This window comes from Massilia sp. BHUDP2, from assembly GCF_046236355.1.
Lineage (GTDB): Bacteria > Pseudomonadota > Gammaproteobacteria > Burkholderiales > Burkholderiaceae_D > Telluria > Telluria varians.
This window is the reverse complement of the sequence record NZ_JBJUVW010000002.1, coordinates 535,395-557,516: the sequence shown is the minus strand read 5'-3', so window position 1 is coordinate 557,516 and position 22,122 is coordinate 535,395. Positions and strand designations below refer to the sequence as shown.

Here is a 22,122-nt window from a genome sequence, read left to right as displayed (position 1 = left end):
AGCAGTAAGCCGCTTTTCGGCGAACTTTCAGCCCGGTTGCGGACTTTTCGCCACGCTACTGGCTGGGCGGGCGCGACTGGCAGGCATTGTTCGGGCACAGCAGCTCGGTCATCTGCGAGCCTTCGGGCGCGTGGCCGTTGGCGTGCACGATGACGGCCGAGATCAGCGCGACGTCGGCATCGACCGGGGCTTCCGGGCTCCGGGCCGGGTTCACGCCACGCTGGGTCTTCGCCTGGGCCGGCTTGACGGCGCTTTTCGCCACCACGACCTGTCTGGACTTGGCCGGCGCGGCCGCCGGACGCGGGACCGGCCTGGTCTCGGCCGCCGGTGCCACTGGACGGGCAGGGGCACTCGCCTTCGCTACCGATCGTGGGGGCACGGCCGCCGCGGGAAGCGGAGCGACCGTGGTGGCGCGCGCCGGCGGCGTGGCTGTTTCCGCGGCGGGCTTGTCGGGCGCCGATTTGAGCAGGCGCAGCGGCGGGACCGTCTCGGCCGGCGGCGCCTGGTCCACGATGAGCGCCGCTCCGGCCGACTGGGTGTCGGGCGCGGCCGCAGCCGGGGCCATCGCGACCTGCAGGATCGTCGCCGCTCCCGCGGGACTGTCGCCCGGCGCCGGGGCATTGCGCCGTGGCGCCTGCTCCGCTTCGGCCAGCACCGACTCCTGTACTTCGGGACGCAGGCCGTCGTTGTTGGCCGCCATCCAGATCAGTGTACCGGTCAAGGCCAGCGCCAGCGTCGCGCTGGCACCGTACCACGCCAGCCGTATGCCCGACGTACCGGCCTTGCGCTTGCGCGCCGGCTCGCGTTCGAGCATCGCCAGGATGCTGTCCTCGCCGGAGGTCGCGGTGCGGCGAGGCGACATCAGGTTCGGACGCATGGACGGGGATTGATTTTCGTCTGTAGGCCGCACGGCATTACTCCTAAGATTGGTTCTCCCAGTTCTGATTAGAAACAATCTTGGAGGAAGCGATGCTGATTTTTCTCGCCCTTCTGTACTTTTGTCTGGCGACCGCTGCAATCTGGCTGGCCCTGTTTCCGAGCGGAAGGGCCCTTCTGGGGCGTGGGCTGTTCATGCTGCGCCAGCGCTGGTCCCGGCGTGCCCTCGGCTGGCAGATCGCCGGCAGCCGCTATGCGGGCGCGGTGCGCGGCGAGCTTCCCCGGGATATCCGCGGCAACATCCTGCGCTTCATCCGGCGCCACCGCATCGCCTGCGCGGTCGGGGTGCCGGCCATCCTGATTCCCTCGCTGCTGGCGCTGGCCCTGAGCAGCCCCGCCATGCTGCCGGTCTACGAAGGGAAGACGGCGGCGCCCGACGTCCAGGTGGCGGCCCTGCTGCAGGGCGAGCGCCTGGTGCCGCCGGTAGCCCTGCCGCCGATGGCCTTCACCACCGCGGAAGTCGAGCTGGTACGGCCGATGCTGGTGAACGCGAGCCGCAACTGGGGGCTGCTGCATCCGGATTTCAGCCAGCGCCTGCTGCTGGCCTTCAAGATCATGAAGGAAAAGCACGGTTACGAAATGGCGCTGCTGGAAGGCTACCGCAGCCCCGCGCGCCAGGACGAGCTGGCAAGGGCCGGCAGCCACGTCACCAACGCGCGCGCCTTCCAGAGCTGGCACCAGTACGGCCTGGCCGCCGATTGCGCCTTCTGGCGCGACGGCAAGCTGGTGATCTCCGAAAAGGATCCCTGGGCCATGCGCGGCTACCAGTTGTACGGCCAGGTGGCCGAGCAGCTCGGCCTGACCTGGGGCGGGCGCTGGAAGATGATGGATTTCGGCCACACCGAATTACGCATGCGCGGAGTCATGCAACGCTAGGTTTTGTGCACTGCCGGGCAACCCTTGCGCCGTCGCAAGTATTGCCCGGCAGTGCCGTGCGAGCATTTCCTTTAGAACATTCCTACAATCCACCATCCTGCTCCCGCCATGGCACGAATCTGGCAGTTACTGACCGACAGCCGAGTGCTGGTCGCGATCGGCATCGCCGCGCTAGCGGCTTGCCTCTTCATCGGCGCCGACCTGATCGGCATCGACCTCATCTGGGCCCTGATCGTCGGGCTGCTACTGCTTGCCTGTTGGGGCATCTGGTGGGCGATCCGGCGCCACATCCGTGCCCGCGCGGCCAAACAGCTGGGCGAGGCGATCATCCCGGGCGACGACAACGGCGCCGGCGCGACCGGCGAGATGGCGGTGCTGCGCAAGAACATGCTGGAAGCGATCGCCACCATCAAGACCTCCAAGCTGGGCCTGACGCGCGGCGCCGCGGCGCTCTACGAGCTGCCCTGGTACATGATCATCGGGAACCCGGCGGCCGGAAAAAGCAGCGCCATCGCGCGCTCGGGCCTGAGCTTTCCGATCCCCGGCAACAAGGCGCTGCAGGGCGTGGGCGGCACCCGCAACTGCGACTGGTTCTTCACCACCGACGGCATCCTGCTCGACACCGCGGGCCGCTATTCGGTGCAGGACGACGACCGCGCCGAGTGGTTCAGCTTCCTCGACCTGCTGAAAAAACACCGGAGCAAGGCCCCGATCAACGGCATCCTGATCGCCGTCAGCGTGGCCGAGCTGGTGGCCGGGCCCACCAGCGCCTCGCACGAACTGGCCAAGAGCCTGCGCACCCGCGTGCAGGAACTCACCGAGCGCCTGGGCGTGCACGCGCCGGTCTACGTGGTCTTCACCAAGGCCGACCTGGTGGCCGGCTTCACCGACTTCTTCGCCGACACCGAACGGTCCGAACGCGAGCGCATCTGGGGCGCCACGCTGCGCTACAACCGCCGCAGCGCGCCGCAGGACGTGCTGGGCTTCTTCGACGAGCACTTCGACGAGCTGTACGACGGCCTCAAGGAGATGAGCCTGGCGAACATGGGCGCCAACCGCAGCACCCAGATGCTCCCCGGGGTGTTCACCTTCCCCCTCGAATTCGCGGCCATCAAGACGCCGCTGCGCGCCTTTCTCTCCACCCTGTTCGAAGAGAACACCTACCAGTTCAAGCCGGTGTTCCGCGGCTTTTATTTCACCAGCGCCCTGCAGGAAGGCAGCGTGCAGGACCTGTCGAGCAAGCGCGTGGCCAGCCGCTTCGACCTGGCGCTGCGCGAGCAGAAGGGCGGGGAGGTCGCCGAGCAGTCCGGCTACTTCCTGCTCGACCTGTTCCGCAAGGTGATCTTCGCCGACAAGGAGCTGGTCAAGCGCTACACCAATCCGAGCGCGGCGCGCTGGAAGGTGGCGGCCTTCTTCGGCGCCACCATCCTGCTCGGCGCCGCGCTGGGCGGCTGGAGCTGGTCCTACATGGGCAACCGCCAGCTGGTGGCCAACGTCCAGTCCGACCTCGACAAGGTGGCCAGGCTGCAGGCTGGGCGCAGCGACCTGCAGTCGCGCCTTGAGGCGCTCGACATCCTGCAGGACCGCATCGAGCAGCTCGACAAGTACCACCAGGAGACGCCGTGGGCGCTGGGCTTCGGCCTGTACCAGGGCGAGGGTTTGGCGCGCAAGCTGCGCGACGAATACTTCGCCGGGGTGCGCGCGGTGATGGTGGAGCCGGTGACCGCGTCGCTGGAATCGATGCTGGCCGAGGTCAACGCGAATGCGGCCCAGCTGACGCCTTCTGCCGCGCCCGATGCCGCCAGCGCCCACCTGGTGTCGGCGCCGGCGGTGCCGCAGGCCGGCGGCGGGCAGTACCAGAGCGTGTCCGCCACCAGCGTGGCCGACGCCTACAACGCCCTCAAGACCTACCTCATGCTGGGCGACAAGCGCCACGCCGAGCCGGGCCACCTGAACGACCAGCTGACCCGTTACTGGCGCACCTGGCTCGAGGCCAACCGCGGCAACATGCCGCGCGAGCAGATGATCCGCAGCGCCGAGCGCCTGCTGACCTTCCACCTGTCGCAGGTGAACGATCCGGCCTGGCCGCAGATGACGCTGAAACTGAGCCTGCTCGACAGCACCCGCGAGCACCTGCGCCGCGTGGTGCGCGGCACCCCGGCGCGCGAACGCGTCTACAACGACATCAAGACCCGCGCCGCGACCCGCTTCCCGGCGGTGACGGTGGCGCGCATCGTCGGCGAGCAGGACCAGGGCCTGGTGGCCGGCAGCCATGCCGTCAGCGGCGCCTTCACACGCGAAGCATGGAACAAATATGTGCTGGGCGCGATCCGCGACGCTTCCAGCAGCGAGGCGCAGAGCGCCGACTGGGTGCTCAAGACCGTATCGAAAGACGACCTGACCCTGGAAGGCAGCCCGGAACAGATCCAGAAGGCCCTGATCGAGATGTACAAGGCCGAGTATGCGCGCGAATGGCTGAAGTTCGTGCAGGGCGTCGCGATCGCCGACCTGAAGGGCTTCGAGGGCAGCGTGCAGGCCATGAACCGCCTGGGCGATCCGCAGTCTTCCCCAGTGGCGAAACTGCTGCGCACCGTCTACGACGAGACCGTGTGGGACAACCCGGGCGCCGCCGGCGCGGGCCTGTCCAGAACCGAGCGCACGTTTGCGGAGTGGTTCAAGGAAGTCATCCTGCGCCGCGCGCCCTCGGATGCGCGCACGCTGGCCAATACGGTCGACCCGGGCGCGCTGCTGGGCGGGCCGGCCAATGCGGGGGCGGGACCGATCGGCCGCGAGTTCGCCGGGGTGGCGCGCCTGGTCGGGGTCAAGGAGAAAGATGCGTCGCTCATGACCGGCTACCTCGACGCGCTGTCGAAGCTGCGCACCCGCCTGAACGCCCTGAAGAACCAGGGCGACCCGGGCCCCGGCGCCAAGCAGTTCATGCAGCAGACCCTGGAGGGCAACGGTTCCGAGCTGGCCGATGCGCTGCGCTACGTGGACGAGCAGATGCTGACCGGGATGAGCGACACCCAGAAGGCGGCGCTGCGTCCGCTGCTGGTGCGCCCGCTGACCCAGACCTTCGCCATGATCGTGCTGCCTTCCGAGGCCGAGATCAACAAGACCTGGCAGCTGCAGGTGGTCGAACCCTTCCAGCGCACGCTGGCGACGAAGTATCCCTTCGCCGCCGGTTCCAACGTGCAGGCCACGCCAGGCGAGATCGGCCAGATCTTCGGGCCGGAAGGGCAGGTCGCCAAGTTCGTGAATACCTCCATGGGCCCGCTGGTGGTGAACCGCGGCGGCGTGCTGGCGGCGCGCACCTGGGCCGATATCGGCATCTCGCTGGCGCCGCAGGTGATCTCCAGTTTCCCCGGGTGGATCGCGCCGCTGTCGGCGAATGGCGTGGCCGAGGGGGGCGGCCCGCAGACCGTGTTCCAGATCCTGCCGCAGGCGGCGCCGGGCACGCTCGAGTACACGCTCGACATCGACGGCCAGCAGCTGCGCTACAAGAACACGGCGCCGGTCTGGACCAATATGGTGCACCCGGGACCGCAGGGCGTGGCCGGCGTGCGCATCTCGGCCGTCACGTTTGATGGCCGCAGCGTGGAACTGTTCAACGAGCCGGGCCAGGCCGGCCTGAAACGGATGATCGACTCCGCCCAGAAGAAGAAAAAGGACGGCGGCGTGTTCGAGCTGCGCTGGAGCGCGGGGAACGTCGCGGTGACGGTCGACCTGAAGATCGTCTCGAGCGCGGCCGCCAACGGCAGCGGCGAGCAGGGCCAGGGCTTCCGCGGCCTGCGCCTGCCGACCGCCATCGTCGGACGCGTGCCTGACATGCCGGCGCCGGCGCTGGCCAGCGCCGGCGGAGGCCAGTGATGCGCGGCCCGGCTTCCGAACGGATCGGCTACTTCGGCAAGGTCCCGGCGCGCGCCGATTTCGTCAAGCTGGCCGACGACCCGGCCGCCATCGCGATGCTGGACCGCTGGCTGGCCCAGGTCATGACCCAGCTGGCCCAGGACGCGCGCTGGCGCATCAACTACGACGCCATGCCCCCCATCAGCTTCGCCCTGGTGGGCCCGGCGCGTCGCCATGCGATCGCCGGCCACCTGCTGGCCAGCCACGACCAGTCGGGACGGCGCTTCCCCTTCCTGGCGGCGCGCACCCATGCGGTGCAGGACCCGGCCGCTTTCGTCACGCGCTGCCCGCTGGCCTTTGCGCCGCTGTGGACCTTCCTCGAGACGCGCTGTCCGCGGGTGCTGTGCGAGGCCGACCCCGGCCCACACCTGCAGGCGATCGCCGAAGAGAACGTCGTCCTGGGCGACGCCGAGCCGACGCTGTCGCACCTGCTGGCCAACGGCACGGTCGGCTCGCTCGGCGCGCTCCTCGGGGAGCGCCAGTTCGCGCGCATGGTGCTGGCGCTCGGCCTGCTGCTGCAGCCGGTGATGCACAGCCAGCCGGCCGAGCTGCACAAGAGCCTGGTGCTGCCGCTGCCGAACGACGCCGGGCAGCGCTACCCGGTGGCCGCGTTCTGGCTGCAGCTGGTGGCGCCTTTCCTGCGCCGCTCCAACTTCGACCTGGCGATCTTCATCACGCGCCAGGAGGGGCGGCCGGTGCTGGTGGTGGGCTTTTGCGCCGCCCTGGCCGAGACCTTGCGCGCGCTGGTCGACCCGCTGGTCGGCGCCGAGCAGCAGGTGCGCCTGTCGGACACCGGCTGGATCGACGAGCAGCTCTACATCGACCTCGACGTGCGCTCGCTGGCGAGCTACCTGGCGCAGGCCGACCTGCCGCTCGGGCTGGCGCGCGACATGTTCATGAAGACCTTCATTGGAGCTGGAGCGTGAAACCTTTCGTCTTGATCCTTGCTGCGGTGCTTGCCGGCGCCGCCCATGCCCAGCAGGTGGCCCCGGTCGTCGTCAGCGGCACCGTCGCCGACGAAGCGACCAGGGCGGCGCTGCTCGACCGCCTGCGCATCGTCTACGGGGCCTCGCGCGTGGTCGACCAGCTGACGGTCGGCACCGTGGCGGCGCCCGCCAACTGGAACGACTACGTCTCGCGCCTGATCAGCCCGAACCTGAAGCTGGTGAGCCGTGGCCAGCTCAAGGTCGAGGGCAGCAATGTCAGCCTGCGCGGCGACGTCGCCAACGAAGAGCAGCGGCAACGGATCGCCGGCGACATCGCGGCCAGCCTGAACGGCACCTACACCGTCAACAACGGCCTGCGCGTGGCGGTGTCGGAACAGGGCGTGCTGGACGCCGCGCTGGCCAACCGCATCATCGAGTTCGAATCCGGCAAGGCGACCCTGACCGAATCGGGCATGGCGGTGCTGGACCAGATGAGCGCGGCGATGCAGAAGCTCAGGGGCGTCAAGGTCGAGGTGATCGGGCACACCGACAACGCCGGCTCGCGTGCCGGCAACCTGTCGCTGAGCCAGGCGCGGGCGGAGGCGGTCAAGACCTACATCGTCGGGAAGGGTATTGCGGCCGATACGATCGCGGTATCGGGCGAGGGGCCGGACCGGCCGGTGGCCGACAATCGCACGCCGGAGGGGAAGGCGAGGAATCGCCGGATCGAGTTCAAGGTGATTCAGTAGAAGCATATTCACCCGGGTCCGCGCGCAGGCGTTGACCCGGGTGGCTTGAACGCTAGGGCAAGGTAATCGTCACATGCGCCGCCTTCGGCGGCAGCTTCACCAGGTCGTTATAGGCCGCCATCTGCGTCGACGTCTCGTTCGACAGCGCCGTCCGGAAGCCCAGGTAGGCGCCCAGCCCCGCCACCATGAACACCGCGCCCAGCACCCACAGCGACAAGTCGCTCTGTAGCCGGTTGACCACCTGGTCCGGCCGCTCGGCGTGGGGCGCGAAGCCGCGGGTGCGGCCGCGCATGCGGGCGATCTCGTCGCCCAGGCGCGCCACCAGGTAGTCCAGCTTGTCGCGGCCGTCGAGCGCGTAGCGGCCCTGGAAGCCGAGCAGCAGGCACATGTGGAAGACTTCGAGCGCCTCCACGTGCACCTGGCCCTTGGCGCGCAGGTCCTCGAGGCGGTGGAAGAAGTGCTCGCCCGCCAGCTGGTCGCCGAACACGCGCAGCTGCAGGGGGCGGGTTTCCCAGGCTTCGCGCACCTCGTAGGTCGAGCGCAGGATGATCTCGTCCACCGCCGAGCAGAACGCGTACTTGGCCGCCGTCACGTCCTCGGCCGAGATGCCGAGTCCCTTGGCGTTGCGGTCGACGTCGGAAAGAAAAGCGGTCATGTTGTCGGCAAACGCCACCTTGTCCTGCGGGCCGCAGCCGTTCTTCAGCAGGAACAGGGCGTAGAAACCTTCGTACATGATGTCCACCAGGCGCTGGGGCGGACGTTCGGTCTTCTGGCCGGGTTGCGGCGCCACGCGCCGTTCGACGAAGGCGCTCATGCCGCCACCGCGATCAGTTCCAGGCGCAGGTCGCGGATCCCGTTCGGGACGTAGATCGAGATCGCCTGCGATTTGAGCATCGTTTCATACAGCATGCCACGGTTCTCCAGGGTGAAATAATAGGTATCGGGCCGCACCGGCACCGCCGCCGGCACCTGGGGGGCGTGCACCAGCTTCACGCCGGGCAGGGCCGACAGCACGAATTTGTCGACGTCTTCCGGCGCGCCCACCTTGAACTGCAGGGGCACCACGTCCACCAGCTGCAGCGCCGGCATGTCGGCCGACACCGCCAGGTAGAGGGTGGTCTGCAGGTTGATGCGTCCCGAATCGAGCGCCCCCAGGTAGTAGGACGGGCGCTCGCGGTTCAGGGCGATCGTGAAATAGCGCGACGAGATCACGGTGTCGAGCAGGTCGCGGATGATGCCGTCCAGGCGCGCGAACTGCGGACCCGGATCGGCATGCACGTAGGAGGGCAGGTCTTCCAGCCGGTAGCTGCGCGAGTAGGTCATCAGGCCGCCCGCCAGCCCCAGGAGCTCGCCGAACAGGCGTTCCGGATGCAGGTCGCGATGGCCCAGGTAGTGCGACAGCGCGGCGTAGCCGGTGCTGGCCGTGTGCAGCAGCCAGAAGGCCGAGACGTCGCCGCCGCGGATCTCGATCACGTTCTTGCTCGGCTCGCGCATGTGCCCGTACAGGGCGTTGACCTTGGCCAACAGCTTTTCCATCAGGCGCGCCAGGTTCAGGTGCAGCCCGGGCGCGGCGTCGATCGACAGGCTGGGCGGCACGAAGGATGGGTCGGCCTCGAAGCCCCCTAGCGGCACGCGCTTTAGCCGCAGCAGGGGGAAGCTGTCGTAGGCTTCCAGCGGCTCGGTGTCGGCCACCAGGCGCAGCGCCTTGCGCAAGTAGGTGATCGGGGCCTCGGCCGCGCGCGTGTACAGGTCCTGGGTCTCGCGTTCGTGAATGGCAAAGCGGGCGTCGGCCTGGGTGTCGGCATCGAGGACCGCGTTGTCGCCCCAGGCCTTCAGGGCCGGCAGGGCGGCATGGAAGGTCACCGTCTGCACGCCGGCCGGAAGCTCGCCCAGGCGAACCTGCAGCGGCAGCGGGTCGCCGTCGGGCGCGCGGTAGACCTCGCCGTCCGGGAACAGCACCGACAGTTCCTCGATCCGCAGCACGTCGTGGCGCAGGGCGTCGTAGTCGACCACCAGCTTGCGCACGCCCCAGGCATAGGGGTGCAGGGCGCAGGCCGTCTGGTTCAGGCGCACCTCGTGGTAGCGGTCCTGCTGCTGGAAATGCTGGGGCCGCAGGAAAAGTCCCTCGCCCCACAGTAGCTTCGCTGGCATGCTCATCGACATCGCCTCCTGCTCTCAAATTACTAGCTTGGCGGAAACAACGCCGGCTTCATTGACAGCGCACAGAAGAAAGCGTCGCGGCCTCGCTGCTGCCGCCCACCGTCATGGCGCAGGCGTGCAGGCCGAGCGTCACGCCGCCGCGCTCGGCGTCGGCGGCCGGCACCGCGGTGCGCCAGCGCCCTTCGGCGGGACGCTGGAACAGGGCGACCACGGCCAGGTAGCCTGCTTCGCGGCCGAGTTTCTCAAGGACCTCGTAGCGCTGCCCCGGCACCAGCATGATCTCGCGGACCTCCAGCAGGTCCGGGCCCAGGCTGTCGCGTTCCGCCTGCGCGTTGAGGAAGGCGGAATAGGGCGCCTGCTCGAACGCGTCCTTCTGACGCAGCTTGTACAGGCGCACGGCAAGGGCGATCGGCTGGCCGCGCTTGTCGACGTTCAGCTTGGGCGCGGCATGCAGGCGCAGCGCCACGCTGCGGGGCGGCTTTTGCGCATCGGGCAGCTCGGGCGGCTTGCGCAGCCCGGTGGCCTCCATGGCCTTGGCCGCGAGGCCATTGCTGCCGCAACCGGCCAGGACGCAGGCCGCCGCCAGGATGGCCAGGGATGACATTGTTCTCATCTCCATTTCCTTTACTCATCGTTTGCGGGTTCAAGCACGGATTGAAACCCAGTGGCGTGCGAGTGCCGTGATCGCGCGCAAGCGCAAGCTGCGAACGTGTGAAAGAAAGGGAACTCTGCTTTGGTTGACAGTGCGCAACTTCGCCTGAAGGCGCTTGCGAATAATGGTGGCTGGCTTAACTGTCGTGGAGAAAACAGCATGATGTACAAACGCTTGATGCCCTTGATCCTGGGAGTCGTCGCCCTGGCCGGGTGCGAAACCATCCCGAAAAAAGACACCCCAAAGTCGGCGGCCGCCCTGGGGGAGCAAGTCTTTACCGAGGCCGATGCCGCGATCGCGGCGAAGCAGGACGAGAAGGCCTACAGCATGATGAAGGCCGCCAGCCAGTCGCACCCGGTCGACAAGCGGCCCTGGGTCAAGATGGCGCAGATCCGCTTCAACGCCGGCGTCTACGGCGACGCGATCACCAACGCGCAGGAGGCGCTGGAGCGCGATCCGGACGATACGGTGGCGCACAGCATCATCGCCGTCAGCGGGCTGCGTGTGGCCAGCAAATCCCTGTCCGACCTCACCCGCAGGAACAATCTGGCCGGCGACGTGAAGAGCGAAGCGCAGGACCTGGCCAAGCTGCTGCGCCAGAGCCTGGGTGAACCTGTGCTGGTCCCCGCGAAAGGCGACATGAGCAAGTCTTCGGCGCCGGCAAGATCGCGCACGTCCACCGCATCGGCCCAACCGGCAGCCCAGACCAAGGCAGCCAGCAACGACAAGGACCCGTTCGCCGGCCTCAAGTAACCCGCGCGGCCGGCCCGCCGGCCCTTCCCAATCCCCCGCAACCTGGAGTCGACATGGCCAAGAGTGAAAGCGTGCAGAAACGCTTGCAGAAGGTGCGCGCGCCGCGCGTGCAGATGACGTATGACGTCGAGATCGGCGACGCCATCGAGAACAAGGAACTGCCCTTCGTCGTCGGCGTGGTGGGCGACTTCGGCAACGACCCCTCGCAGGAAAAGAAGCGCCTGAAGGACAAGAAGTTCGTCAACGTCGACGCCGGCAATTTCGACGAGGTGCTGGGGGCGGTGGCACCCAGCGTGACCTTCCGGGTCGACAACCACCTCTCGCCCGAGGGCGGCCAGTTCGCGGTGCAGCTGCAGTTCAAGGAGATGGACGACTTCCGGCCGGAGTCGGTGGTGCGCCAGGTGGCGCCTCTCAACGGCCTCTTGGAGGCGCGCACCAAGCTGGCCGACCTGCGCAACAAGCTGGCCGGCAACGACAAGCTCGAAGACATCCTCAGCGAAGTGCTGGGCAATACCGAAAAACTGCAAAGCCTGAAGAAGCAGGGCAAACCTGAAGGGGAGGCATGATGGCGGCAGTCCTCGATACCGCAAGGGCCAATGCGACAGCAGTGGAACTCGACGCCTCGCTGCTCGACCAGATCGTCGAGCAGAGCCGCGTCGCGAAATCCAGCAGCGAACACGAACGCGCCCGCGACATCATCTCGGAGCTCGTCACCCAGGTGATGCAGGGCACGATGGTCATGTCGAACAACCTGTCGGCGATGATCGACGCCCGCCTGGCCGAGCTGGACCGCATGATCTCCGACCAGCTGTCCGCCGTGATGCACGCGCCGGAGTTCCAGAAGCTGGAACGGAGCTGGACTGGCCTGAACTACCTGGTCAGGAACAGCGCGACGGGGGCCAACCTGCAGATCCGCATGCTCAACGCCAGCAAGCGCGAGCTGGTGAAGGACTTCCAGTCGGCGCTGGAGTTCGACCAGAGCAGCATGTTTAAGAAAGTCTACGAAGAGGAATTCGGCAGCTTCGGCGGCGCGCCCTACGGCACCCTGATCGGCGACTTCGAGATCTCGCGCCAGCCCGAGGACATCTACTTCCTCGAGCAGATGTCGCACGTCGCCGCTGCCAGCCATGCGCCCTTCATCACCTCGGCCTCGCCCGAGCTGTTCGGCATCGACAGCTTCGGCGACCTGGGCAAGCCGCGCGACCTGGCCAAGGTCTTCGACACCGTCGAATACGCCAAATGGAAGGCGTTCCGGGAGTCGGAAGACGCGCGCTACGTGGGCCTGACCCTGCCGCGCTTCCTGGGGCGCCTGCCTTACCACCCGGCCGACGGCATGACTACCGAAGGCTTCAACTACGTCGAGGACGTGGACGGCAGCGACCACCAGAAGTACCTGTGGTGCAACGCGGCCTACGCGTTTGCCTCCAAGCTGACCAAGGCCTTCGAGGACTACGGCTGGTGCGCGGCCATCCGCGGCGTCGAGGGCGGCGGCCTGGTGGAAAACCTGCCGGCCCACACCTTCAAGACCGACGAGGGCGAGGTGGCGCTCAAGTGCCCGACCGAGCTGGCGATCACCGACCGCCGCGAGAAGGAGCTGTCGGACCTCGGCTTCATCTCCCTGGTCCACTGCAAGAACACCTCGTACGCGGCTTTCTTCGGCGCGCAGTCGGCGCAGAAGGCGAAAAAATACAACAACGAGGCGGCCAATGCCAACGCGGTGCTGTCTTCGCAGCTGCAGTACATCTTCGCGGTCTCGCGCATCGCTCACTACATGAAGGCCATGATGCGCGACAAGATCGGCAGCTTCGCCGCCGCCTCGAATGTCGAGGATTACCTCAATCGCTGGTTAACCCAATATGTGCTCCTCGACGACAACGCGAGCCAGGACCAGAAGGCCCAGTTCCCGCTGCGCGAAGCCAGCGTGCAGGTGTCCGAAGTGCCGGGCCGTCCGGGCGTGTACCGCGCGGTGTCCTTCCTGCGTCCCCACTTCCAGCTCGACGAGCTGTCCGTTTCGCTCCGACTGGTCGCGGAGTTGCCCCAATCGACCAATGGCTAAGCAGCTTTTTTCTTTCAACGTGAATGGAGTAGAACATGGCAATTGACGTGTACCTGCAGATCGACGGGATCAAGGGCGAATCGATGGACGACAAGCACAAGGACTGGATCGAGTGCCTGGCCGTGGACTGGGGCGTGAAGCAACCGCGTTCGGCCACCGCATCGACCGGCGGCGGCCACACCGCCGAGCGTTGCGAACACGAGGAGATCACGCTGAAGAAGCTGGCCGACCTGTCCTCGCCGATCCTGCTGCAGACCTGCTCGGCCGGCAAGACCATCCCGAAGGCCAAGCTGGAGTTCATGCGCGCCGACGGCCAGGGCGAGCGCATCAAGTACTTCGAGATCGAACTGGAGAACGTCCTGATCGGCGCGGTCGAGCCGAGCGTGAAGGAGGGCAGCATCATCCAGGAGCAGGTCGGCCTGAAGTTCTCGAAGATCAAGTGGAAGTACACCCAGCAGAAGATCGGCGGCGGCTCGGGCGGCAACACCTCGGGCGGCTGGGACCTGGCGGCCAACAAGATCGCTTGACCCGTCCACGGCCGCCCGGGGGTGCAGACCCGGGCGGCCGGTGCGAGCGCGGCGCACGCGGCCGATGCCGCTGCGCCGCGCGCTTTTTGAACGATCGGAGGAAGCATGAAGGGCTTCAAGCCCGGCCTGCTGGACCGCCTCATGGACGAGCGCCCGGACGCCGGCCGGGGCGTGCCGCTCACGGGCGAACAGCTCAAGGACAGCGTGGCGCGCGACCTGGAAGCGCTCCTCAACACGCGCCTGCCGTTCGATCCGGCCATCCTCAACGCCTATCCGGAAACGCGCGGGTCCTTCCTGCACTACGGACTGCAGGACTTTGCCGGCTACTGCCTCACCAGCAGCGCGGACCGCGCGGCCGTCTGCGCCAGCATCCAGGACGCCATCGAAGCCCACGAGCCGCGCCTGCGCGACGTGTCAGCCACGCTCGACCTGGTGGCGGGCAGCGTCAACCGCCTCAGCTTCATCATCCATGCCCGCCTCAGCCTGCCGGACAGCAGCGAGCCGGTGAACTTCAATGCGGTGCTGCAGCCTTCGTCGCTGCACTACGCCGTCAAGCGCAACGGCCGGCCGCGTGGCTAAGGCTGCGGCCGGCCCTCTTTACTACAAGGACGCGACACGATGGACATCAACCTCAAGACCCTGATCGGCAAGCTGAACGACACTACCCGCGCCGCCGCCACACGCGCCGCCTCGATCTGCGTCGGCATGGGGCAGTACGAGGTCGAGATCGAGCATTTGTTTCTGGGCCTGATCGAGCAGCCGGGCAGCGACCTGTGCGTGATCGCGCAGGCCTGCGACGTCAGCCTGACGGGCCTGGAGACCGATTTGCGCAACGAGATCGCCCGCTTCGCCACCGGCAGCGCGCGCACGCCCGTGTTCTCGCGCCACCTGCCGGTGCTGTTCGAGCACGCCTGGCTGATCGCCTCCCTGGCGACGCCGACTGCGGGCCAACCGAACCAGATCCGCAGCAGCCACCTGCTGCTGGCGCTGCTCACCGAACCCTCGCTGTCGCAGCTGGCAATGCGCGCCTCGCCGCTGTTTCGCAAGTTCCCGGTCGACCGCCTGAAGCACGACCTGCAAAAGCTCACGCGCGGTTCAAGCGAGGCGCAGCCGGTGGCGCGGGAAGAGGACGACACGCCTGGCGACGCGGCCGGGGAAATCGCGGCCGGCCCGGCGCGCGCCACCCCGGCGCTCGACCAGTACACCACCTGCCTGACCCAGCGCGCGCGCGACGGCCGGGTCGATCCGGTGATCGGGCGCGATCCCGAGATCCGCCAGGCGATCGACATCCTGATGCGGCGGCGCCAGAACAATCCGATCCTGACCGGCGAGGCGGGCGTCGGCAAGACCGCCGTGGTGGAAGGGCTGGCGCTGCGCATCGCAAAGGAGGACGTGCCGGACGTGCTGAAGGGCGTCGAGATCCACACCCTCGACATGGGCCTGCTGCAGGCCGGGGCGTCCGTGAAAGGCGAGTTCGAGAACCGCTTGAAGAACGTGATCGACGAAGTCAAGAAAAGCCCGCACGCGATCATCCTGTTCATCGACGAGGCCCACACCATGATCGGCGCCGGCGGCGCCGCCGGCCAGAACGACGCCGCCAACCTGCTCAAGCCTGCGCTGGCGCGCGGCGAGCTGCGTACCATCGCAGCGACCACCTGGGGCGAGTACAAGAAGTACTTCGAGAAGGACGCGGCGCTGGCGCGGCGCTTCCAGGTGATCAAGGTCGAGGAACCGGACGAGCCGACCGCCTGCGCCATGCTGCGCGCCATGGCCCCGCTGATGGAAAGCCACTTCAAGGTGCGCATCTACGACGATGCCGTCACCGAGGCGGTGCGCCTGTCGCACCGCTACATCAGCGGCCGCCAGTTGCCGGACAAGGCGATCAGCGTGCTCGACACCGCCTGCGCCAAGGTGGCGCTGGGAAGAAGCGCCACGCCGGCGGCGCTGGAAGACTGCAGCCGCCGGATCGAGCGCATCGACGCCCAGATGTCGGCACTGCAGCGCGAAGCCAACAGCGGCGCCAACCATGAAGACAAGCTGGTGGAGCTGCGTCGGCAGCGCGGGGCGCTGGACGACGAACGCATCGGCCTGCAGCAGCGCTGGGACGAGGAGCAGAAGATCGCGCTTGAAATCGGCGAGATGCGCACCGCGCTCGAGGAGGGAAGGACCCAGGATGCGAGTGAATTGCGTTCCCGCGTCGACCGCCTGCGCAGCCTGCAGGGCGAGTCGCCCCTGGTGCCGGTGCAGGTGGACGGCCACACGGTGGCCGAGATCGTCGCCAACTGGACCGGGATCCCCCTGGGCCGCATGGTCAAGGACGAGCTGAACACGGTGATGCGGCTGCAGTCCATGCTGGACGAGCGCATCCTCGGCCAGTCGCACGCCAGCCACGCCGTCGCCCAGCGGGTGCGCACGGCGCGCGCCAACCTGGACGACCCGAACAAGCCCAAGGGCGTGTTCCTTTTTGTGGGCACCTCGGGCGTGGGCAAGACCGAGACCGCGCTGGCGCTGGCCGACATCCTGTATGGCGGCGAGCGCAAGCTGGTCACCATCAACATGAGCGAATACCAGGAGGCGCATAGCGTCTCGGGTCTGAAGGGTTCGCCGCCGGGCTATGTCGGCTATGGCGAGGGTGGCGTGCTGACCGAGGCCGTGCGCCGCAATCCCTACAGCGTGGTGCTGCTCGACGAAGTGGAAAAGGCGCACCCGGACGTGATGGAGCTGTTCTTCCAGGTCTTCGACAAGGGCGTGATGGACGACGCCGAAGGGCGCCAGATCGACTTTCGCAACACCATCATCATCCTGACCTCGAACGTGGGCTCGAGCCAGATGATGGCGGCCTGCCTGAACAAGCCCTTGAGCGAGGTGCCGACGCCGGAGCAGCTGGCCGAGCTGATCCGCCCGCTCTTGACAAAGCATTTCAAGCCGGCTTTCCTCGGGCGCCTGGCCGTGGTGCCTTTCTACCCGATCCGCGACGAGGTGCTCACCAACATCATTCGCCTGAAACTGGACCGCATCAAGGCGCGCGTGATGGACAACCACCGCGCGCGCTTCGAGTATGACGAGGCGCTGGTGTCGGCGGTCCTGAACCGCTGCACCGAGGTCGATTCCGGCGCGCGCAACGTCGACAACATCCTGAACGGCACGCTGCTGCCCGAGATCGCGGACAGCGTGCTGGCGCGGATGGCCGAGGGCGGGGCGATCGCCCGGGTCAAGGTGGGCGCGACCAGGGCCGGCAAGTTCAAGTACGCGATCGAATAAGGAGGGCTCATGCTGAACCTTGAAAAACTGCTGGTCCCGCTCGCTGCGGACCAGCCCTGCGGCGAGGACCTGGCGTTCTCGCCCGAGTTCGACGCCATCAACCGTGCGCGCCAGGCCGACGACCCGTCGATCGAGCAGGGCGCCTGGGTGACGACGCTGAAGGAAGCCGACTGGAAGTTCGTCTCGAAACGCTGCGCGGAGCTGATCGAAACCCGCAGCAAGGATTTGCAGCTGGCGGTCTGGCTGGCGGAAGCGGGCACCAAGACCGGCGGCCTGGCCGGCCTGGCGGACAGCCTGCGCCTGTTGGCGGCGCTGTGCGAGCGCTACTGGGACAGCGTGCATCCCTTGCCAGACGAGGACGGCCATGAGCGCCGCATCGGCAACCTGGCCTGGATCGCGGCCCGCATCGCGCCCCTGGTCAAGGAAGTGCCGCTGGCCGACGGCGTCACCATGATCGCCTTGGAAGCGGCGCGGGGGCGCGGACCGGACAGCGTCGCCGAGCTGGAAGCGGCGCGCACCAAGGCGACGCCGGCGGCGCGCCAGGCGCTGGCGGAAGCGGCGCACGATTGCCTGGCCGCGCTGACGGAGCTGGAGCGCGTGGTCGACGAGCGCCTGGGCGCCGATGGGCCCAGCTTCGGCGCCGCGCGTGCGGCGCTGCGCGACTTCGAGGACTTGGCGGCGCCGCCGGTCGCGCACCCGGCGGCGACCGCGCAGGCCATGCCGGTGGTGGTGGCCACGGGCAGTCCGCTGCGCGTGCAGGGCGTGGTGGGCGAGGGACCGCTGCAAAGCCGCGAACAGGCGCTGGCCCAGCTGCGCGGCGTGGCCGAGTTCTTCCGCCGCACCGAGCCGCACAGCCCGGTCGCCTACCTGGCCGAGAAGGCGGCGCGCTGGGGCGAGCAGCCGCTGCATGCGTGGCTGCGTTCGGTCATCAAGGACGATGCCTCGCTGGCGCGGCTGGAGGAATTGCTGGGAATCGAGACGGAAAACTGAGGGGGAGAGAAGTTGAAAGAAAATTTCATTCTACGCACGTAGATGAAATTTTCTTTCGTGAGGGCCGGCATTGCCGGCCTTCTTGCTTTATTCGGCCTGCTTCTGCGTACCCGGCTGCACCATCGACGTGGCCTTCGCGATCTGCGCTTCCACGGTCTGCACCGCCTGGCGGGTAGCCTGGGTCACCTGCTCGTAGCCTTTGAAGGCATTGTCGATCGCGGTCTTGATGATCTCCACGGCGTTCTCCGAGCCCGGCTTGACGTTCTGGGTCACGTCGTAGATGAGCGCCGACAGGGTGCTCTTGGCTTCGGCCACGTGGGTGTCGGCGGCCTGGCGGAATTCCTGGTGCATCTCGTCGATGATGGCTTTCAGTTGCTCGCGGTATTCCGCAGCGCCGGCTGCGCCCGGCTGCATGCGCGCATGCAGCGCCGCGATGGCGGCCTTCGGGTCGCCGGTGCCGGCCAGACCCGCCATTTCCTGGCCCGCCGCGATCGAGCCGGCCATCGAGCTCCTCGCTGCATTCATGTTCAGCGCCACGACCTGTTCCACACCCTTGACCGTCTTGTCGGCGAGGGTATTGAAAGTCTGCATCTGCAGGTCGAACAGGGTCTTGGTGGCGTTGGCGAACTGCTCCGGACTCGTAAACATCGGTGTCTCCTCGCTATTTGAATAATCGGATGAAGGTCGAATGAACTACGGCTTGCACCCCATTATTTAGTAACAATGGGTTTTTCGCAACGCGCGTCCCGATAGGGGCCGGCAGATTTTTCCCAGCCCGGACCGAGGGGCGTTTGCGAGCATGCAAGCGCGCCGTTCAATTTGCTGCGCCATTGGTAATAGGGCGCTGGACCGGCCAGTGCCGCATGTGCAGCCAGGCCGAGTGCAAGGAGGAGGGTAGCGTGTTTCATGTGCTGTCGAGCTTACCTTCATGGTGGCACATGTCAAGCATCGCGTCGATTTTCCTCCTCGGCCGGACCACCAGCCCTGCCTAGGCCACCCGGTTGTAGCGAAACACGATTTCGTAGCGGCTGTCCTCGTCGTCGCTGATGTATTCGCGCCGTTCGCGGTACTGGCCGGGGATCTTCTCGAGCGGCGTCACCCGGACCCTGATCCCTTGCGGCGTGACATGTTCGCTCGCCGCCGGCAGCGCGACATCCACGTTGGTCAGTTCGATCAGGTCCTGGACGCCGGGGCCGATCATGTCTTCGATGATCGGATCGGCCGGCGCCCACAGCGCCACGAAGACGTCGATCGCCACCACCACCGCGGCCGCGATGGCGGCGGCGATCAGGCCCTTGAGGCCGTAGCTGGCCAGCTTCGATGCAATGCCGCCGGCTTCCTTGAGGTGGTCCATCACGAAGGCCAGCTGGTCTTTCAGGATGTCGATGAAGGCGTCGAGGGTGTCCTCGATCTGGCGCTCGAACGCCTCCTCGCCATCGATCTCGAAGCCCCGGATCGATAGCGCGGCGCCCAGGATCGGCGTTTGGTGCGAGAACAGCAGGTGGTCCATGGCGCGCGTCTCGCCGCTGTCGACGTCGCCGAAGCGGATCGGTTCGCCGCCATTGGGCAATTGGGCTTCGCCGGAGCTCAGGTCGGGAAACAGCGGCAGCGCGAGGATCCGGATGCCGACTTCGTCCGAGCCGAACGAGGCGGGCGAGGTCTCGGCCCGTGCGTACAGGCTTTCGCTCCTGATCTCGAAGCGCGCGGTGGAAGGCGTGGCGACGCCGATGTACTCGACGTTCGACAGCAGCACGGGGCCGTGGCCGGGGTGGGTGCTGAGGTTGGGCACCGCGACCTGGAAACCATACACGCCGGGAGCCAGGTCGGCCGGCAGCTGGAAGCTGAGGCGGTCGTGCACGCGGCAATCGAGGATCAGGCGGTCTTGACCGCCGATGCGCTCGGTGAGCGGGGTCTCGTCGTCGCCGCACACCTGGGCGGGGACTTCGCGCAGCACCGTGCCCGGCGTGTCTTCCGCGAGTATCCGCACCAATGCATCGACGCTGGAAAAATTCACGCCTTCCAGCAGCACGCCCTGGCCCGCTTCGATCTCCAGCACCCGCTGGCAGGCGCCGGCCGCGCTGTTGCCGGGGCAGTCGCTCGTCTGCACTTCGCACACCTGCCGTGCTTCGTTGCCTTCCATGATGACGCGGCAACGCTGCTGCAGTTCGGAGGGCAGGTACTCGCCCGGGGAAAGCGGCGGCGTGTAGCTGCCGGTGCGCAGGCCGTTGACCCGGCAGATCCGCACCAGGGGATCGAAGTTCTCCTCGCCGGGGATATAGGGCCGCACGCGCACCCGGCCCGGATGCTCCCGGGTCGCACAGGCGGCGTCGTCGAAGGCCTGCTCGCCGACGCGGTCCGCGATCTCCTGGGCATAGCTCAGCGACAGCTGTGTAAGGTCGATCGGCTCGTCGATGGAGGGCAGCAAGCTGGTAGCGAACAGGCGGCTGCGCTCGCCGCCGGTCAGGCTATCGAGCGAATCGCCCGCGCAGGCCAGCACCCGTTTCAATTCCGGCGGCAGGCGGCGCAGGGTGGCGAAGCCGCGCTCCTCCAGCGCATTGGCTGGCGCCTTGCCCGCAAGGTAGCGCCGCATCAGGTGGAAGAAGGAGGCGCCGAGCGTGCTCGGGACGCGGTTGTTGGCGAGCAGCCGGTCGAGCTTGTTGCGCCGGCTCTGCTTGGGCTTGGCGCCGAGCGACACCGGCACGCAGGCGCCGGGCACGCCGGGCGGACAAGGGTGCTCGCCGCCCGGCGGCGCGCATGGCGCCTCGGGTGGCGTGGGCGTCGAGCAGTTGTAGATGTTGATGGTGCCGCTGCTCTTGATGCGGATGTTGATGGTGCATCCGCCTTCATGCCCGGGCTTGCCGGTATCCGGGGCATTGTTCTTTCTTGATTTCATGATGTAATCTCCGTAAGAGGCGACAAGGGCAGGGCGTGGGCCATCAGACAGGCTCGACACTAGTGACCGTAGCGCGGGATGCGCGCCCGCCCTTGGATTACGCTCAATGGAGAAGGCATGGGAGGCTAAAATCCCATGATTGGATAGGCAACAGGAGATGACAATGCTGCAAGGCGCTACGCTGCTCAATATCGGCGACGCCGCCAAGGCGTCCGGCGTGTCGGCCAAGATGATCCGCCACTACGAAGCGATCGGCCTGCTTAAGGAGGCGAAACGTACCGACGCCGGCTACCGCGTGTACGGCGAAGACGAGGTGCGCGTGCTGCAGTTCATCCATCGCGCCCGTGCGCTCGGTTTTTCGCTGGAGCAGATCGGCAAGCTGCTGAGCCTGTGGCAGGACCGGGGACGCGCCAGCGCCGACGTGCGCGCCCTGGCGCGCGCCCACATCGATGAGCTCAACCGCAAGATCGCCGAGATGGAAGCCATGCGCCGCACGCTCGAAGCGCTGGCCGCGTCCTGCCATGGCGATGCGCGCTCGAGCTGCCCGATCCTCGACGACCTGGCGGCACAGGAAGAGGGCAGGTAAACGCAAAACGCCGTAAGCCTTTTACAAAGCTTACGGCGTTTTGCGGGACTTGTCGTCCTAGGTAGAGTTTGGTGCCCACGGAGGGACTCGAACCCCCACACCTCGCGGCACATGGACCTGAACCATGCGCGTCTACCAATTCCGCCACGTGGGCACTGATACTGCTACGACTTCAAAACTTCTTGCGGATTTACATCCGGTAGTTGGTGCCCACGGAGGGACTCGAACCCCCACACCTCGCGGCACATGGACCTGAACCATGCGCGTCTACCAATTCCGCCACGTGGGCATTGATACTACGAACTGCTACAACAACATTACAACTTGCGGAAAACTGCTCCGGTAGAGTGGTGCCCACGGAGGGACTCGAACCCCCACACCTCGCGGCACATGGACCTGAACCATGCGCGTCTACCAATTCCGCCACGTGGGCACTGATACTACAAACTGCTACAACAACATTACAACTTACGGAAAACTGCTCCGGTAGAGTGGTGCCCACGGAGGGACTCGAACCCCCACACCTCGCGGCACATGGACCTGAACCATGCGCGTCTACCAATTCCGCCACGTGGGCACTGAACTAACTCTGCTACAATAGCAGGCTTTGTCATTTTTCGCCAGATCAACTTTCGTCGACCTTCGTTCTGAATGCCTCTGCCGCTACTGTTTTTCTCCTGCTGCAGCGAGCTGCGTTGCTGAAGAGACCGAGATTATAGCGGAAGGATTTCAAAAGTCAAAAGCCCAAAGCAGGTTTCCATCAGGGAGACTTCGAGCACGCTTGGCTGCACATGTTAGGCGAATCGCATGGCAATCCCTTACACTACGCCTGTCAAGGTGTTAATCAA

19 protein-coding genes and 4 tRNA genes are annotated in these 22,122 nt (G+C 66.9%); 12 read left to right on the top strand and 11 right to left on the bottom strand.

Annotated elements, in window-relative coordinates:
- Positions 1 to 55 precede the first annotated feature (55 nt).
- Positions 56 to 877: a hypothetical protein gene (locus ACK6C6_RS13175; protein WP_409267681.1), complete on the bottom strand. Its 822-nt coding sequence runs from the start codon at positions 875 to 877 to the stop codon at positions 56 to 58.
- Between the two features lie 92 nt (positions 878 to 969).
- Between ACK6C6_RS13175 and ACK6C6_RS13170 the strand changes: the two genes are divergently transcribed.
- The 4 genes from ACK6C6_RS13170 (at position 970) to ACK6C6_RS13155 (ending at position 7,396) form a co-directional block, all read left to right on the top strand.
- A complete protein-coding gene (locus ACK6C6_RS13170; RefSeq protein ID WP_409267680.1) occupies positions 970 to 1,812 on the top strand; it encodes a M15 family metallopeptidase in 843 nt (280 codons plus the stop codon).
- 108 nt (positions 1,813 to 1,920) lie between these two features.
- Entirely contained in the window at positions 1,921 to 5,682 is a 3,762-nt protein-coding gene (tssM, locus tag ACK6C6_RS13165) for a type VI secretion system membrane subunit TssM (RefSeq protein WP_409267679.1), read from the top strand.
- Positions 5,682 to 6,647: a type VI secretion system-associated protein TagF gene (gene tagF / locus ACK6C6_RS13160; RefSeq protein ID WP_409267678.1), complete on the top strand. Its 966-nt coding sequence runs from the start codon at positions 5,682 to 5,684 to the stop codon at positions 6,645 to 6,647. The genes tssM and tagF overlap by 1 nt, the downstream gene beginning before the upstream one ends.
- Positions 6,644 to 7,396 (top strand): OmpA family protein, encoded by a 753-nt coding sequence (locus ACK6C6_RS13155; protein WP_409267677.1) that lies wholly within the window; start codon positions 6,644 to 6,646, stop codon positions 7,394 to 7,396. Before tagF ends, ACK6C6_RS13155 begins: the two co-directional genes overlap by 4 nt.
- 52 nt (positions 7,397 to 7,448) lie before the next feature.
- Here ACK6C6_RS13155 and icmH read toward each other — a convergent pair whose 3' ends face one another.
- Genes icmH through tssJ form a run of 3 tightly spaced genes read right to left on the bottom strand, consistent with a single transcriptional unit; the run spans position 7,449 to position 10,169 of the window.
- Positions 7,449 to 8,210 carry a type IVB secretion system protein IcmH/DotU gene (gene icmH / locus ACK6C6_RS13150; protein WP_409267676.1) on the bottom strand — a complete coding sequence of 254 codons (762 nt, stop codon included), beginning with the start codon at positions 8,208 to 8,210 and terminating at the stop codon, positions 7,449 to 7,451.
- Positions 8,207 to 9,553, bottom strand: a complete 1,347-nt coding sequence (gene tssK / locus ACK6C6_RS13145; protein WP_409267675.1) for a type VI secretion system baseplate subunit TssK — start codon at positions 9,551 to 9,553, stop codon at positions 8,207 to 8,209. Before tssK ends, icmH begins: the two co-directional genes overlap by 4 nt.
- Before the next feature lie 52 nt (positions 9,554 to 9,605).
- The gene (gene tssJ / locus ACK6C6_RS13140) at positions 9,606 to 10,169 is read right to left on the bottom strand and encodes a type VI secretion system lipoprotein TssJ (RefSeq protein WP_409267674.1); all 564 of its coding nucleotides are present in this window, start codon (positions 10,167 to 10,169) and stop codon (positions 9,606 to 9,608) included.
- A 198-nt stretch (positions 10,170 to 10,367) separates the two neighbouring features.
- Between tssJ and ACK6C6_RS13135 the strand changes: the two genes are divergently transcribed.
- From ACK6C6_RS13135 to tssA, 7 genes are all read left to right on the top strand, one after another.
- The gene (locus ACK6C6_RS13135; protein ID WP_409267673.1) at positions 10,368 to 10,961 is read left to right on the top strand and encodes a tetratricopeptide repeat protein; all 594 of its coding nucleotides are present in this window, start codon (positions 10,368 to 10,370) and stop codon (positions 10,959 to 10,961) included.
- 53 nt (positions 10,962 to 11,014) lie between these two features.
- Positions 11,015 to 11,527: a type VI secretion system contractile sheath small subunit gene (gene tssB / locus ACK6C6_RS13130; RefSeq protein WP_209588375.1), complete on the top strand. Its 513-nt coding sequence runs from the start codon at positions 11,015 to 11,017 to the stop codon at positions 11,525 to 11,527.
- Positions 11,527 to 13,017 (top strand): type VI secretion system contractile sheath large subunit, encoded by a 1,491-nt coding sequence (tssC, locus tag ACK6C6_RS13125; RefSeq protein ID WP_209588765.1) that lies wholly within the window; start codon positions 11,527 to 11,529, stop codon positions 13,015 to 13,017. The genes tssB and tssC overlap by 1 nt, the downstream gene beginning before the upstream one ends.
- A gap of 35 nt (positions 13,018 to 13,052) precedes the next feature.
- Complete coding sequence (locus tag ACK6C6_RS13120) at positions 13,053 to 13,544, top strand: type VI secretion system tube protein TssD (protein ID WP_209588374.1); 492 nt, start codon at positions 13,053 to 13,055, stop codon at positions 13,542 to 13,544.
- Between the two features lie 105 nt (positions 13,545 to 13,649).
- A complete protein-coding gene (gene tssE / locus ACK6C6_RS13115) occupies positions 13,650 to 14,123 on the top strand; it encodes a type VI secretion system baseplate subunit TssE (protein ID WP_409267671.1) in 474 nt (157 codons plus the stop codon).
- Between the two features lie 39 nt (positions 14,124 to 14,162).
- Positions 14,163 to 16,805: a type VI secretion system ATPase TssH gene (gene tssH / locus ACK6C6_RS13110; RefSeq protein ID WP_409267670.1), complete on the top strand. Its 2,643-nt coding sequence runs from the start codon at positions 14,163 to 14,165 to the stop codon at positions 16,803 to 16,805.
- 9 nt (positions 16,806 to 16,814) lie between these two features.
- Positions 16,815 to 17,795 (top strand): type VI secretion system protein TssA, encoded by a 981-nt coding sequence (gene tssA / locus ACK6C6_RS13105; RefSeq protein ID WP_409267669.1) that lies wholly within the window; start codon positions 16,815 to 16,817, stop codon positions 17,793 to 17,795.
- 87 nt (positions 17,796 to 17,882) lie between these two features.
- Here tssA and phaP read toward each other — a convergent pair whose 3' ends face one another.
- The 3 genes from phaP to ACK6C6_RS13090 form a co-directional block, all read right to left on the bottom strand.
- Positions 17,883 to 18,443: a TIGR01841 family phasin gene (gene phaP, locus ACK6C6_RS13100; protein ID WP_027865059.1), complete on the bottom strand. Its 561-nt coding sequence runs from the start codon at positions 18,441 to 18,443 to the stop codon at positions 17,883 to 17,885.
- A 62-nt stretch (positions 18,444 to 18,505) separates the two neighbouring features.
- A complete protein-coding gene (locus ACK6C6_RS13095; protein WP_081926025.1) occupies positions 18,506 to 18,703 on the bottom strand; it encodes a hypothetical protein in 198 nt (65 codons plus the stop codon).
- Positions 18,704 to 18,783: 80 nt separating this feature from the next.
- Positions 18,784 to 20,688 (bottom strand): hypothetical protein, encoded by a 1,905-nt coding sequence (locus ACK6C6_RS13090; protein ID WP_409267668.1) that lies wholly within the window; start codon positions 20,686 to 20,688, stop codon positions 18,784 to 18,786.
- A 163-nt stretch (positions 20,689 to 20,851) separates the two neighbouring features.
- Between ACK6C6_RS13090 and cueR the strand changes: the two genes are divergently transcribed.
- Positions 20,852 to 21,274 carry a Cu(I)-responsive transcriptional regulator gene (gene cueR, locus ACK6C6_RS13085; protein WP_409267667.1) on the top strand — a complete coding sequence of 141 codons (423 nt, stop codon included), beginning with the start codon at positions 20,852 to 20,854 and terminating at the stop codon, positions 21,272 to 21,274.
- A 69-nt stretch (positions 21,275 to 21,343) separates the two neighbouring features.
- On the opposite strand, the gene ACK6C6_RS13080 is transcribed toward cueR, so the two are convergent.
- From ACK6C6_RS13080 to ACK6C6_RS13065, 4 genes are all read right to left on the bottom strand, one after another.
- A tRNA-Leu gene (locus ACK6C6_RS13080) sits at positions 21,344 to 21,428 on the bottom strand.
- Between the two features lie 50 nt (positions 21,429 to 21,478).
- Positions 21,479 to 21,563 (bottom strand) — tRNA-Leu (locus ACK6C6_RS13075).
- 59 nt (positions 21,564 to 21,622) lie between these two features.
- A tRNA-Leu gene (locus tag ACK6C6_RS13070) sits at positions 21,623 to 21,707 on the bottom strand.
- A gap of 59 nt (positions 21,708 to 21,766) precedes the next feature.
- Positions 21,767 to 21,851 (bottom strand) — tRNA-Leu (locus ACK6C6_RS13065).
- Positions 21,852 to 22,122 lie beyond the last annotated feature (271 nt).